The 12,828-nt window shown below is 70.2% G+C and carries 15 protein-coding genes; 8 read left to right on the top strand and 7 right to left on the bottom strand.

All coding sequences use genetic code 11. The features are described 5' to 3' along the window. Positions 1 to 67: 67 nt before the first annotated feature. The gene (locus KZQ38_RS00190; protein WP_219437149.1) at positions 68 to 1,282 is read left to right on the top strand and encodes a TolB family protein; all 1,215 of its coding nucleotides are present in this window, start codon (positions 68 to 70) and stop codon (positions 1,280 to 1,282) included. A gap of 265 nt (positions 1,283 to 1,547) precedes the next feature. Continuing rightward, the gene (locus tag KZQ38_RS00185) at positions 1,548 to 2,468 is read left to right on the top strand and encodes an ROK family protein (protein WP_219437147.1); all 921 of its coding nucleotides are present in this window, start codon (positions 1,548 to 1,550) and stop codon (positions 2,466 to 2,468) included. Between the two features lie 46 nt (positions 2,469 to 2,514). Here the strand turns inward: KZQ38_RS00185 and mctP are convergent, their stop codons facing one another. From mctP to KZQ38_RS00170, 3 genes are all read right to left on the bottom strand, one after another. After that, positions 2,515 to 4,149 carry a monocarboxylate uptake permease MctP gene (mctP, locus tag KZQ38_RS00180; protein WP_219437145.1) on the bottom strand — a complete coding sequence of 545 codons (1,635 nt, stop codon included), beginning with the start codon at positions 4,147 to 4,149 and terminating at the stop codon, positions 2,515 to 2,517. Next, complete coding sequence (locus KZQ38_RS00175; protein ID WP_219437143.1) at positions 4,150 to 4,416, bottom strand: DUF3311 domain-containing protein; 267 nt, start codon at positions 4,414 to 4,416, stop codon at positions 4,150 to 4,152. Positions 4,417 to 4,534: 118 nt separating this feature from the next. Further along, the gene (locus KZQ38_RS00170) at positions 4,535 to 5,227 is read right to left on the bottom strand and encodes a GntR family transcriptional regulator (protein ID WP_219437141.1); all 693 of its coding nucleotides are present in this window, start codon (positions 5,225 to 5,227) and stop codon (positions 4,535 to 4,537) included. A 119-nt stretch (positions 5,228 to 5,346) separates the two neighbouring features. On the opposite strand from KZQ38_RS00170, the gene KZQ38_RS00165 reads away from it, so the two are divergent. Beyond that, a complete protein-coding gene (locus KZQ38_RS00165) occupies positions 5,347 to 6,576 on the top strand; it encodes a PA0049 C-terminal domain-containing protein (RefSeq protein ID WP_308258172.1) in 1,230 nt (409 codons plus the stop codon). A 5-nt stretch (positions 6,577 to 6,581) separates the two neighbouring features. After that, a complete protein-coding gene (locus KZQ38_RS00160; protein ID WP_308258171.1) occupies positions 6,582 to 7,409 on the top strand; it encodes a septum formation family protein in 828 nt (275 codons plus the stop codon). A 78-nt stretch (positions 7,410 to 7,487) separates the two neighbouring features. Here KZQ38_RS00160 and KZQ38_RS00155 read toward each other — a convergent pair whose 3' ends face one another. The 3 genes from KZQ38_RS00155 to KZQ38_RS00145 all read right to left on the bottom strand — a co-directional run bounded on the left by KZQ38_RS00155 (position 7,488) and on the right by KZQ38_RS00145 (position 10,455). Then, positions 7,488 to 7,946, bottom strand: coding sequence for a hypothetical protein (locus tag KZQ38_RS00155; protein ID WP_219437139.1), 459 nt, complete (start codon positions 7,944 to 7,946; stop codon positions 7,488 to 7,490). Between the two features lie 99 nt (positions 7,947 to 8,045). Next, a complete protein-coding gene (locus KZQ38_RS00150) occupies positions 8,046 to 9,857 on the bottom strand; it encodes a phosphoenolpyruvate carboxykinase (GTP) (RefSeq protein ID WP_219437137.1) in 1,812 nt (603 codons plus the stop codon). Between the two features lie 373 nt (positions 9,858 to 10,230). Next, the gene (locus KZQ38_RS00145; RefSeq protein ID WP_219437135.1) at positions 10,231 to 10,455 is read right to left on the bottom strand and encodes a hypothetical protein; all 225 of its coding nucleotides are present in this window, start codon (positions 10,453 to 10,455) and stop codon (positions 10,231 to 10,233) included. Positions 10,456 to 10,561: 106 nt separating this feature from the next. On the opposite strand from KZQ38_RS00145, the gene KZQ38_RS00140 reads away from it, so the two are divergent. The 4 genes from KZQ38_RS00140 to KZQ38_RS00125 are packed head-to-tail and all read left to right on the top strand — an operon-like array spanning position 10,562 to position 11,959. Further along, positions 10,562 to 11,428 carry a helix-turn-helix domain-containing protein gene (locus KZQ38_RS00140; protein WP_219437133.1) on the top strand — a complete coding sequence of 289 codons (867 nt, stop codon included), beginning with the start codon at positions 10,562 to 10,564 and terminating at the stop codon, positions 11,426 to 11,428. Then, positions 11,425 to 11,604 carry a DUF397 domain-containing protein gene (locus KZQ38_RS00135; protein ID WP_219437131.1) on the top strand — a complete coding sequence of 60 codons (180 nt, stop codon included), beginning with the start codon at positions 11,425 to 11,427 and terminating at the stop codon, positions 11,602 to 11,604. The genes KZQ38_RS00140 and KZQ38_RS00135 overlap by 4 nt, the downstream gene beginning before the upstream one ends. Then, the gene (locus KZQ38_RS00130) at positions 11,601 to 11,780 is read left to right on the top strand and encodes a DUF397 domain-containing protein (protein ID WP_219437129.1); all 180 of its coding nucleotides are present in this window, start codon (positions 11,601 to 11,603) and stop codon (positions 11,778 to 11,780) included. The genes KZQ38_RS00135 and KZQ38_RS00130 overlap by 4 nt, the downstream gene beginning before the upstream one ends. After that, positions 11,777 to 11,959 carry a DUF397 domain-containing protein gene (locus KZQ38_RS00125; protein WP_219437127.1) on the top strand — a complete coding sequence of 61 codons (183 nt, stop codon included), beginning with the start codon at positions 11,777 to 11,779 and terminating at the stop codon, positions 11,957 to 11,959. Before KZQ38_RS00130 ends, KZQ38_RS00125 begins: the two co-directional genes overlap by 4 nt. 48 nt (positions 11,960 to 12,007) lie before the next feature. Here the strand turns inward: KZQ38_RS00125 and KZQ38_RS00120 are convergent, their stop codons facing one another. Further along, positions 12,008 to 12,712, bottom strand: coding sequence for a DUF6802 family protein (locus tag KZQ38_RS00120; RefSeq protein WP_219437125.1), 705 nt, complete (start codon positions 12,710 to 12,712; stop codon positions 12,008 to 12,010). Between the last annotated feature and the right edge of the window lie 116 nt (positions 12,713 to 12,828).

Raw genomic sequence — 12,828 nt, 5'->3', positions numbered from 1 at the left:
ACAATGCGGACATCGCCCGCCTCCCGAAAGGACGGCTATGGGTAACCCGAGGAAAACAACCGCCCTGTTGATCGCAGCCATCACCGGTATCGCCACCGCGGGGTTCGCCGCACAACCAGCCACCGCCTCGCCCCAAGAATCCGAAGCGGTTTCGCCGGCACGTTTCACGAGACTCGACACCGACGCCACCGGCAATCCCGAGTCGGCCGGTGGGGAGAAGTTCATCGAGTTGTCCGGCAACAGCCGGTACGCGTTGTTCGCGGTGCACTCCAACAGCAACATGGTGCCCGAGCAGTACCGCACCGACCGCGAACTGGGGTATTTACTGGTGCGCAAGGACGTGCGGACCGGCGAAATCATCCTGGTGAGCCGGAAGGAGGACGGCAGCCCCCTGCGTGCCGACTGGCGGTACTCCGCGATCGGGTGGGACGGCACGGCGTTCGCCTACTCCACCGGCGACAGCGGCCTGGACCCGGCGGATCGCGGCGCGTTGTTCCACCACGACCTGGAATCCGGTGTGCGGCGGATCGCGACCATGCCGGAGCGGTGGGTGTACGAGGTGGTCGACCTGTCGGCCGACGGCCGGTGGCTGACCTGGGCCGGTCTGGACGACGTGGGCAGCGACAACCAGATCAAGCGCCACGACCTGGTCACCGGCGAGACGAGCACGCTCATCGCATGTGACTACAACTGGGTGGACACGTGCTGGCGCTCCCACGGCCCGGCCGTGTCCGACGACGGCAACACGATGCTGTTCCGGTACCGGGAGAAGCGCGGAGCCCCCACTTCACTGACGGTGCTGGACGCCACCACGGGCACATTGACCGCGTTGCCGGAAAACGGCTCGACCTTCACCCTGAGCCCCGATGGGGCATGGGTCTTCTACGTGGTGCAGTCAGGACAATACCGATTCGAGCTGAAAAAGGTCTCCACCACCCCCGGCGCCGTGCCGGCAGTGCTGCGAACGTGGGAGGAGGACAGCACGACCTGGTACGTAGGCGTGTCGTCCGCCAACCCCACCGGCCGTCTGGTGGGCCACACCTGGTCGGACCGCAACCCGGACACGTTCGCCCAAACCCGCGCCCTGATCCACGACCGGGAAACCGGTGAGCAGATCACGCTCCCCGCACCCCGGCCGGGCGTCGCGTTCGCCCTTTCCCCGAATATCAGCCACGATTCCAAGCTGGCCGTGGTGGACGAACGCTGCCCGTGGGTGACCGACTGCGGCCCCCTCGGCACCTACGCCGTTTCCCTGCGAGGACTGCTCCCCGGTCACAACTGACCCACCGCATTCCCCGCGGCCGGCTCCCACCACCCGCACAGCGAGGGCCGCCGAGGCGCGAGGAGGTGACGGGGCCGTTGCCCGGAGCGCTGCGACGGCCCCGCCCTCCCACGACCCGCTTCACAGCCGGGGCGACCTCCGGGGTCTCGACCCGAGTCGACCCCGCCGCTCCAGGTCCAGGGCTGGTGCAGGGGCTGGGCTGGGCTGGGCTGGGCTGCGAGATTGTCGGGTCGGGGTGGTGCCGTGGTGACCTAGGCTGGCTGGCGTGACGGACCTGGTGCTGGCGCTGGATGTTGGCGGTACCAAGATCGCTGCTGGGCTGGTCGGCCGGGACGGCTCGGTGGTGCGGGATGCGCGAGTGGCCACGCCGACCGGCGATGACGCCGAGCACGTGTGGCAGGCCGTGGTCGACGTGGTGGGGCAGGTGCTCGACGGCGAGCCGGTCGAGGTGGTGGCCGGGGTGGGGGTGGCCTGTGCCGGCCCGGTCGACTCCGTCTCGGGCACGGCCGGCCCGATCAACCTCCCCGCCTGGCGCGACTTCCCGCTCCGCGAACGAATCCGCGGGTTGGTGCCCGGGGTGCCGGTGGAGGTGGCCGGGGACGCGGCGTGCATGGCGCTGGGCGAGCACTGGCTGGGAGCGGGCCGGGGTAGTCGGTTCATGGTGGGGCTCGTGGTGTCCACCGGGGTCGGGGGCGGGCTGGTGCTGGACGGCCGGCCGTTCGGCGGGCGCACCGGGAACGCCGGGCACGTCGGGCACGTCGTCGTCGAGCCGGACGGCGAGCCGTGTGCCTGCGGCGGACGCGGCTGTGCGGAGACCGTTGCCGGTGGCCCTCGGCTGGTGGCCTGGGCCCGGCGGCGGGGGTGGCAGGGGCCCGACCACGCCGATGCGGCGGATCTCGCCGCGGCGGCGTTGGCCGGGGAGGAGTTGCCCCGGGTCGCGTTCGAACGGGCCGGCCGGGCGGTGGGGCTGGCCATCGCGGCCACGGCTGCGGTCTGTGATCTCGACCTGGCCGTCGTGGGCGGCGGGGTCGCGCAGGCCGGGGATCTCTTGTTCGAGCCCGTTCGACGGACCTTGGCCGACCATTGTGGACTGTCCTACTTGGACGACCTGCGGGTCGAGCCCGCCCTGCTCGGTGGTCGGGCGGGGCTTGTCGGGGCCGCTGCGCTGGTACGGCAACCGGCTTAGCCGATCCGGCCCCCGGCCGGCCGTTGGAGCGGCCGGGGGCCGCGGATCAGTGCGTGGCGACCGGCTTGGCCCGGGGACTGTGCTCGTCGACGTGGTAGTCCTCGCCCGTGGTTTCGTCCGTGCCGTTGAACACCCGGAGCTGCCGGGCCACCAGCGTCACGACCACGGCCACCACGAGGTTCGCCACCACGGCGACGATCCCCACGTACACCTGCACCGCCGAGCCCGCGAACGGGTGCCAGCCGAGCAGGGACAGCTTGTCCAGCACCAACGCCGACCCGCCGAAGTGGGGCCGCTTGCCGTCCGCGCTCGGCAGGTCGTACAGCAGCCACAACCCCCACCCCATGCCGACGACCCACCCGGCGACCAGCCCGTACACGTGGAACCACCTGGTGTACAAGGCGATCGCGACCGCGGGCAGCGTCTGGAGGATCATCACGCCGCCGATCAGCTGCAAGTCGATCGAGAACTGGGGGTCGATGAACACGATGAACGCCACCGCGCCGAACTTCACCACCAACGACGCCACCTTGGCCTGCTTGGCCTCCTGCTTCGGCGTCGCGTCCTTCTTCAGGTACTCCTTGTAGATGTTGCGGGTCCACAGGTTCGCCGCCGCGATCGACATGATCGCCGCGGGCACCAGCGCCCCGATGCCGATGGCCGCGAACGCGATGCCCGCGAACCACGCCGGGAACTCGTTGCCGAACAGCACCGGGATGATGGTGTTGGTGTCCGGCCGCCCGGTGGCCTGGTTGGTGAGCGGCGTGACGCCGGCGCTGATGGCCACGAAGCCGATCATCGCGAGCAGCCCCAGCAGCAGCGAGTAGGCCGGCAGCGCGACCATGTTGCGCTTGATCACGTTGCGCCCGCGCGACGCGAGAATGCCCGTCAACGAGTGCGGGTACAGGAACAACGCCAGCGCCGAGCCCAACGCGAGCGTCGCGTACTGGAGCTGGTTGTTGCCGTTCAACAGGATGCCGTCGCCCTTGGCGGGCGTGGCGTCGTACTTGGCCTGCGCCGTGTCGAACACGGCGCCCCAACCGCCGAACTTGTTCGGCAGGTACACGACAGCCACCAGGATCACGATGTAGATCAACGTGTCCTTGACGAACGCGATGAGCGCGGGCGCACGCAGGCCCGACTGGTACGTGTAGAGCGCCAGGATCACGAACGCGATGAACAACGGCGCGTGCCCGAGCAGGCCGGAACCGTTGAGCCCCATGGTCCGCAGCACCGCTTCCAACCCCACGAGTTGCAGCGCGATGTACGGCATGGTCGCGACGATGCCGGTGAGCGCGATCAACAACGCCAACCAGTGCGAGCCGTACCGCCCGCGCACGAAGTCCGCCGGCGTGACGTACCCGTGCACGCGCGACACGGACCACATGCGCACCAACGGCAAGAAGACGATCGGGTACAGCAACACCGTGTACGGCAGGGCGAAGAACCCCGTGGCCCCCGCACCGAACACGAGCGCCGGCACCGCGACGAACGTGTACGCCGTGTAGAGGTCACCGCCGACGAGGAACCAGGTGATCCACGAGCCGAACTTGCGACCGCCCAGGCCCCACTCGTCCAGGTGATCGAGCGTGTCACCCGCCCGCCACCGCGCCGCGACGAAACCCAGCACCGTGACCAGCAGGAACAACGCGCTGAACACGACCAACTCGGTCCACTGCACCTACTTCACCCCCTCGTCCAGGTCGTCCACGCCGAGCAGGTCGGGTTTGTCCCGCACGACCGGCTCGTCGCGGGTCTTGACGTAGACGAGGCCGACGCAGAGCACGCCGACCGGCACCCAGGCGAACTGGTACCAGTAGAAGAACGGCAGCCCGAGCAGTCTCGGCCCGTCGAAGTTGAACCACGGCGTGACGAGCATGAACAGCGGGATGATCAGCAGCAGGTTCCAGTTGCTCCAGCGGAGGCCGGAATCTCGAGCAGACGGCATGTGAGCCCTCCGTGCGGCTCTGGTGACTGGGTGTCGCAGGATGCTAGGCCCGCCGGGGGAGTGCCGTCACTTGTTCCGGTGGGTGAATACCACGGCAAGTAGTCGAATCGTGACCGTCTCACTGCTCGCGCAGGCCGGCCACCAGGTGCTTCTCCGCCCGGTCGAAGTAGTCGGCCAGGCTCTCTTCGGCGTCCCGCACCGCGTCGCGCTCCAGGTGCCCCAGGATCTCGACGTTGAGCGGCAGGTAGTCCTTGTGGAACCGCTCCGGGTCGCCCATCACGTGGAACGCCAGGCGCACCTCGGCGAGCAGCCGCCGGGCCTCCTCGTCCAGCCTGCTGCTGCCCGCGAGACCGGTCAGGGCCTGGTGGAACTTGACGTTCGCGGTGCCCACGACGAGCCAGTCGCCCTGCGCGGCACCGGCCCGGCCGAGTGCCACGGCCTCCCGAACAGCGGCACGGGCCTTCTCGCCGGCGGCCGGCCAGCACCGCACCGCACCGCCTTCCACGACGCGACGCGCGGCGTACAGGTCCACGATGTCGCGCCAGTCGGGCTTCCGGACGAACACGCCGCGGCTGTACTCGTGCACCAGCAGGCGTTCGTGGGTGAGCAGGCGGAACGCCTCGCGCAGCGTGTTGCGGGACACCCGCAGCACCTCGCCGAGCGCCTTCTCGTTGAGCTGGCTGCCGGGTTTCACGACGCCGTCGAGGACGGTGGCGCGGAGCTTGTCGGCGACCCGCTCGGCGGTGCTGGACCGGTCGATGTCGCCGCGTTCCCGCGCCAGGGCCTGGAGCCAGTCGTCCCCGCTCGTCATGGGGACGAGTCTAGGACGCGCCCCGGGAATCGCCGGATCGTTCAACGATCCCGCGTTGTGAACGACGCGAGCCGGACGGCGGCTGCCCGGCCACGTGGCCGTGCCCGATCATCGACCGCGTGACTCCACGCGTGCTCGAACGGCTGCTCTGCGTGATCCCCCTGGCCGCGGGGCTGGCGGGCCTGCCGGGTCTCGCCGCCGCCCAACCCGCGCCGTGCTTCGACGTGACCGCACCGCTCACCGTCGAGGAGCAGCGGCTGGACGACGTGCTCGCACCCGGTCGGCCCGCGGTCGGGCCCGAGCTGGTGCGGCTGGGCGGCCTGGCCGGCGTGGTCGAGCGCTTCACCGAACGGCTGTGCCGCACCGAGCGCGGGCGCGCGGACGTCGTCACGCGGGCCGGGCAGGAGCTGTGGCGGACGGCCGTCGAGCGCCGCTCCGCCGACGACCGCCCGCTGTACTGGGCACGGCTCCAGGCGACCAAGGCGCTCCGCCAGTGGCGTCCACGCACCGGGCTGACCGACGTCGAACGCGCGCACCTGCTGCGCCGGCTCGACCACGCCGCGCGCGGCCTGGACGACATCCGGTTCGCCGACGGCGTGCGACGCGTCGCGGTGACCGGGTTCGACCCGTTCCAGCTCGACGGCACGGCCGTGCGGCGGTCCAACCCGTCGGGCGCGGCGGCGTTGCTGCTGGACGGGCAGGTGCTGGACACGCCACGTGGCCGCGTCGTGGTGGAAGCCGCCGTGCTGCCCGTGTTGTGGGGCGCGTTCGACCAGGGCGTCGTGGAGCGCTTCTACGGCACCGCGCTCGCCGCGCGGTCGTCCGCCGTCGTCACGGTCAGCCAGGGCAGGCCGGGCCGGTTCGACGTGGAGCGGTGGGCCGGTCGCTGGCGGGGTGGTTCGCCGGACAACAACGGCATCGGCGTGCGTGGTCCGGTGCCCGCCGCGCCGGGTTGGCCGCAGCCGGCGTTGGAGTTCATCGAGACCACGCTGCCCGCGCAACGCATGGTGGACGTGGGCGGCCCGTACCCCGTGTTGTTCAACCGGGAGTTCTGCGAGTGGCCGTTGGGCACGCCACCCGGCGAGGGCACGCCGAGCTGCCGCACGGACGAGCCGACGCCCGGTGCCGCGGCGGCGGCCGGCAGCGGCGGCAACTACCTGTCGAACGAGTCGATGTACCGCGCGAACCGGCTCCGGCTGGGCCTCGGCGCGGACCGCGTGCTCGGCGGCCACCTGCACACACCCGTGCTCGGGCTGCCCGCCGGGCCCACCGACCTGACCGACCGGGTGTTCGAGGAGGACCGGCGGCGGATCGCTGATCAGGTGGTGGCACTGGTCGCAGTAGTCTGACGTCCGTGCGGCGCTGGGCGGTGGTCGGGTTGCTCGCGCTGTCGCTCGCCTCCGGCTGCACGGCGCAGGTCCCCGGCTCTCCGGACGGCGCCGTGGTGCGGCCGTCGCTCACGCCGAGCCCGCGCGAGCTGCCGCGGGCCGGTCAGTGCGCGGACGCCGCGCTCGCCGTCGTGGACTGCGCCCGGCCGCACGAGGCCGAGGTGGTGGCGGTCGAGGAGTTCACCGGCCTGGGCGCGGACTACCCGGGCGAGCGCGACCTGCGCCGCCAGGCGCTGCCCGCGTGCCGCGCGGCGGTCGCCGGGTACGTCGGCAGCACCGACCACGACGCCACCCGCCTCCAGGCGCAGGCGCGGTGGCCGAGCCGCGACGGGTGGGCCAGGGGCGACCGGTGGCGGCTGTGCGCGGTGGTCGAGGTGGCGCCGGACGGGCAGCGGCGGCAGCGCACCGGCCAGGTCCGGGACCTGCTCAAGGCCGCCGGGTTCGCCCAGGTCCAGTTGTGCGCGCAGGGCTCGCCCGCCAAGGACGCCGACCCGAAGATCAGCGCGTGCGACGGGCCGCACGTCGCGGAGGCCGTGCCCGGCGTCCTGGACGTGGGCGAGCCGACCGACCCGACGCCGTCCCGCGAACAGGTGAACGAGAAGGCGGCGACGCACTGCGCCACGGCCGTCGCCGGGTACGTGGGCGCGGAGCGGTCCGACGTGTTCGCCTCGTGGCGGTCGTTCGGCAGCCAGGCGTGGTCCGAGGGGTACACGACGGTCGTCTGCTACGCCGAGGCGACGCGGCCGTTCACCGGCCGGCTGTGGGGTCTGGGCACGCGGAACCTGCCGGCGTGAGCACACCCCGTGTGGTTCGCACGGGTACCACGTCAAGTCCACAGCCTGTGCACAGCTTCATCCACAACCTGTGGACAACTAGCGCCGCCGGAGGGCGAGCACGACCAGCGCGACGCCCAGCCCGACCGGCACGCCGCTGTCGAACACCGGCCTGAGCACCGGCAAGAGCGGCAACGACCCCACTTCACGCACCACCGCGGCGGTCAGCACGAGCAGTCCACCGGCCAGCGGTGCGGCTGGGGACAGCCGTCCCAGGGTGAGCGCGGCCACCAGCAGTCCCGCCAGTCCCAGCACCACCAGGCCCAGCGGCCGGGCGTCGGCCAACCGCTCGACGCCCCAACCACCCGCGAACACCGCGGCGGCCGTGCCGAGGAGCCCGACGACGACGCCGAGCGCGTGCCACCACGGCGACGGCCGGGCGGGCGGGTCGGCGGGTCCGACCGGGTAGTAGCGCACGATCCCGGTCTGCGGTCCGACGCGCACCTCGCGGTGGCCGTCGAAGTGCAGTCCCCCGAGGAAGTCGTCCTGCTGGGTCACCCCTCCTTGGTACCTGCCCTCCCCGATCGTGTTCACGCCGGGTGATGGAAAAGGGACCCGGCGGACGACGCCGTCCACCGGGTCCCTCGGCTCAGGGGGTCAGCCCAGGCGCTGCTTCAGGGCCTCCAGCTCGTCCCGCAGCGAGGTCGGCACCTTGTCGCCGATCTTGGCGAACCACTCCTCGATCATCGGGATCTCGGCACGCCACTCGTCGGCGTCGAACGCCAGCGCGGCGGCCACGTCCTCGTGCGACGCGTCGAGGCCGGACAGGTCCAGCTCGTCGGCGGTCGGGACGTGGCCGATCGGCGTCTCCACCGCGGCGGCCTTGCCCTCGATGCGCTCGATGGCCCACTTCAGCACGCGCGAGTTCTCGCCGAACCCGGGCCACAGGAAGCGCTTGTCCTCACCGCGGCGGAACCAGTTGACGTAGAACACCTTCGGCAGCTTGTCGGCGTCGGCGGACTTGCCGGTGTCGATCCAGTGCTGGAAGTAGTCACCGGCGTGGTAGCCGATGAACGGCAGCATCGCCATCGGGTCGCGACGCACCACGCCGACCTGGCCGACGGCGGCGGCGGTCGTCTCGCTGGACAGCGTCGCGCCCATGAACACGCCGTGCTGCCAGTCGCGGGACTGGGTGATCAGCGGGATCGTGGTGGCGCGGCGACCGCCGAAGAAGATCGCCGAGATCGGCACGCCCTTCGGGTCCTCCCACTCGGGCGCCTTGATGTCGCACTGGGCGATCGGGGTGCAGTAGCGGGAGTTCGGGTGCGAGGACAGCTCCTCGCTGTCCGGCGTCCAGTCCTGCTTCTTCCACGAGGTGAGGTGCGCGGGCGGCTCGCCCATGCCCTCCCACCACACGTCGCCGTCGTCGGTGAGCGCGACGTTCGTGAAGAGGGAGTTGCCCTTCTCGATGGTGCGCATGGCGTTCGGGTTGGTGTGGTAGTCCGTGCCGGGCGCGACGCCGAAGAAGCCGTTCTCCGGGTTCACCGCGTACAGGCGGCCGTCCTCGCCGAAGCGCATCCACGCGATGTCGTCGCCGAGCGTCTCGACCTTCCAGCCGGGGATGGTCGGCTCCAGCATGGCGAGGTTGGTCTTGCCGCAGGCGCTCGGGAACGCCGCCGCGATGTAGTATTTCTTGTTCTCCGGCGAGGTGAGCTTGAGGATGAGCATGTGCTCGGCGAGCCAGCCCTCGTCACGCGCCATCACCGAGGCGATGCGCAGCGAGTAGCACTTCTTGCCCAGCAGGGCGTTGCCGCCGTATCCCGAGCCGTAAGACCAGATGGTCCGCTCTTCGGGGAACTGGGTGATGTACTTGGTTTCGTTGCAGGGCCACGGAACGTCGGCCTGACCCGGCTCCAGCGGCGCGCCCAGCGAGTGCAGCGCCTTGACGAACTCGCCGTCCGCGCCGAATCGGTCGAGTGCCTTCGTGCCCATGCGGGTCATGATGTGCATCGAGACCACGACGTACTCGGAGTCGGTGATCTCAACGCCCAGCATCGGCTTCTCGGCGTCCAGCGGGCCCATGCAGAACGGGATCACGTACATCGTCCGACCGCGCATGGAGCCGCGGTACAGGTCGGTCATGATCCCCTTCATCTCGCCGGGGTCCATCCAGTTGTTCGTGGGGCCGGCGTCCGCCTCGTCCACGGAGCAGATGAAGGTGCGCTCCTCCACGCGGGCCACGTCGGAGGGGTCCGAGGCCGCCCAGAACGAGTTGGGTTTCTTGCGGAGCGGCACGAAGGTGCCGGCGTCGACGAGCTTGGCCGTGAGCCGGTTCCACTCGTCCTGGGAACCGTCCGCCCAGACGACCTCGTCCGGACAGGTCAGCTCGGCCACCTCGCGCACCCAGGAGAGCAGCCGGGCGTGGTTGGTCGGTGCCTGGTCGAGACCGGGAATGGTCACTGCCGTCATCTCGTCTCGTCTCCTAGCTGAGCGCCGGCCCACGGTGGACGCCGTTGTCCGGGTGGGACGCCTCCGGGGAATAGCTCCGCCCGCCCCGTGCGGGGCGTGCGGGTCATGGGATAGACGGAGGTTAGCCGGGTTAATCGCCGGTAACGCACACCTGTCCTGTCGGCTCCCTCACAAAACCGATTCTGGAATCGATTCAGCACCCGATCATCACAAACCCCTCGTGTGACGTGGGCTTTAGTTCGGGGAATGCAAGGGTGGCGCCGTGCGGCGACCACCACACGGTGAGGTGACGACTGCGTTGCGGTGTGGGAGCGCTCTCATCGCTGGGTGCGGATATTGCGCGGGAAATGTCCGGATTCGGTGTGACGTGGCTCTAGTCGATCGGGGCGAGATCCGCTCGCGCACGGGCGGCGGCTTCGGCGAGCGAGGTGGCGAAGTCCGCGATCAGGTCGCCGTCGAGGCCGAGGTAGAAGTTGTCGTCCGGCCCGAACACCTCCACCACGCCGCGGGACACCTCGATGGAGCAGATCGTCAGGTCGCCGCGCGCGGTCGTGCAGCGGAGCAACCACTCGCGCCGTTCGGGCACCTCGTTCGCCATGCCGGCCTCCCTACCTGGTTGTATGTGATCGGATACGGGGCGTTAGGTCTCAGACTTTAGACTTCATGAAGACCTTGAGCGATAACCCGATGGAGTGGAGTGATCAATGGGCACCGCCCGGCCGACTATTGAGCGGCTGCAACTCGGCTTGGCCCTGACCCGCCTCCGCACCAGGGCGAACCGGTCGCAGGGCGAGGCGGCGCAAGCCATCGGCCGCACCGGTGGGCGACTGAGCCAGGTCGAGAACGGCAAGGGCGGCCTCGGTCCGGACGAGCTGGTCAAGTTGCTCGACTTCTACGGTGCGCGCGGGCCGGAGCGGGAAACCGTCCTGGCGCTCGGCGCGGCGGCGCGGCGGCGCGCTCCCCGGCGCGCGTACGTGGACAACCTGCCCGAGCCGTTCCAGCGGTTGAGCGAACTCCAGGCCGCGGCGCGGGTGATCAACTGGTACGAGTGCGGCGTGGTGCCCGGACTCGTCCAGTCACCCGACTACGTCCGCGCGATCATGGCGTTGTCCAACTCGATCCACTGGGCCGACTCGGAGGAGGAGACCAGCGAGCGGATCGCCTTCCGGCAGGAGCACCAGCGGCGGGTGCTGGAAGCCGGTGATGCCAAGGAGATCAGCGTCGTCTTCACCGAGGATGCGCTGGACCACGTCATCGGTGGGGCGTCGGTGATGCGCGGGCAGGTGCTGCACCTGCTCCAACTGGCCGAGCGGCACCCGAACCTCGCCATCCGGATCATCGCGAACGGGACCGCGGACAACCCCGCGCTCGGCGGAGGACTTGTGGTGCTGGACTTCCCGCACGCCACCCCGGTCACTTTCGCGTCGGTTCTGCACGGGCCCGCGACCTTCTACGATCAGCCGGAGGACATCGAAGCGATGCGGCGTTTGTTCAGGCGGCTCGAAGAGCTGGCGTTGAGCCACGAGGAGACCCGCGCGCTGCTGGTCGACCGGATCAAGGAGAGTCGATGACGCACGACACCGGGTGGTTCAAGAGCAGCCGCAGCTCCGGTGGCAGCAACGCGTGTGTTGAAGTTCGGTTCGCCGACGACGTCGTTCGGGTCCGCGACTCCAAGAACCCTGACGGACCCGCGTTCAGCTTCCGCGCCGACGCATGGGCTGCATTCCTGTCACGAGTCGGGCGATGACCCGCGACACCGGGTGGTTCAAGAGCAGCCGCAGCTCCGGTGGCAGCAACGGGTGCGTTGAGCTGCGGTTCACCGACGACGTCGTCCGGGTCCGCGACTCCAAGAACCCCCACGGACCGACGTTCGACTTCCGACCCGACGCGTGGGCCGCCTTCCTCGCACGGGTCGGGCGATGACCCGCGACACCGGGTGGTTCAAGAGCAGCCGCAGCGCCGCGACCAGTGATGCGTGTGTCGAGGTGCGGTGCGCCGACGACACCGTCCAGGTCCGCGACTCCAAGGACCCGCACGGGGCGGTCTTCTCGTTCAGCCGCGGAGCCTGGCGGGCGTTCCTCGGCACGCGGAACGACCGCTAGGAGGGTCGAACCGTCCTGGTCCGGTGGCCGGACCAGGACTCGACCGGATCAGTTCGGGCTGATCCACTGGCCGGTCACGGAGTCGATGCGCACGACGCCCGAGACCATCACCCGTTCCTCCGCGGGCGCGGTGGACCAGACCTCGTCGCTGTCCAGGCCGTTCTTCGCTTCGGGCACGTACTTGCCCGTGCTGTCGATCCGCCCGTGCTCCACCTCGGTCCACTCGTCGGCACCGGTGTGCTTGGACACCGTCACCTCACCTTCGGCGGTGATCTCGGTGGCGATGTCGGCCGTCCCGTCGCCGTCGACGTCGGTGAACAGCCAGGTGTCGCCCTCGTCGTCCTTCACGACCGCGGTGTCCGCGCGGCCGTCGCCGTCGGTGTCCTCGGTGGCCACGCCGACGTTCTGGTCCGGCCCGCCCTCGATGTCGACGGTGATGGTCTTGCCGCTGTTGGCGTTGGTCTGCCGCGTGTGGTCGTCGGACGGCGACACGGCGATCCACTCACCGGTCCGCTCGTCGAACCTGGCCTGCGCGACCAGTTCGCCGTCCTCGTCGAACGTGCTCATCAAATCCGCGTCGCCGTCGCCGTCCGTGTCGCTGAACGCGAGGTGGCCGCCGTCGTCGGTCTCGACCACGGCGCTCTCGTCGACGCCGTCGCCGTCGAGGTCGTAGGTCGCCTCGGCGGTGTACTCCTCGTCCTCGACGGTGACCTTCAGCTCGCCGTCTGCCGCGCCCGTCTCGTCGATGTACACCGGATCCCCACCTTCCTGCGCTTCGGTGCCGGTACGACTCACGTTATGCCGTTTAGGTTCCGCTATGGAACCCACGTCACCCTTCGTCAGGACTCGAACACGCAGGTAGTTGCCCG

It is taken from the genome of Saccharothrix obliqua (assembly GCF_019375475.1).
Taxonomy (GTDB): Bacteria; Actinomycetota; Actinomycetes; order Mycobacteriales; family Pseudonocardiaceae; genus Actinosynnema; species Actinosynnema obliqua.
This window is presented reverse-complemented; position numbering and strand designations above follow the sequence as displayed.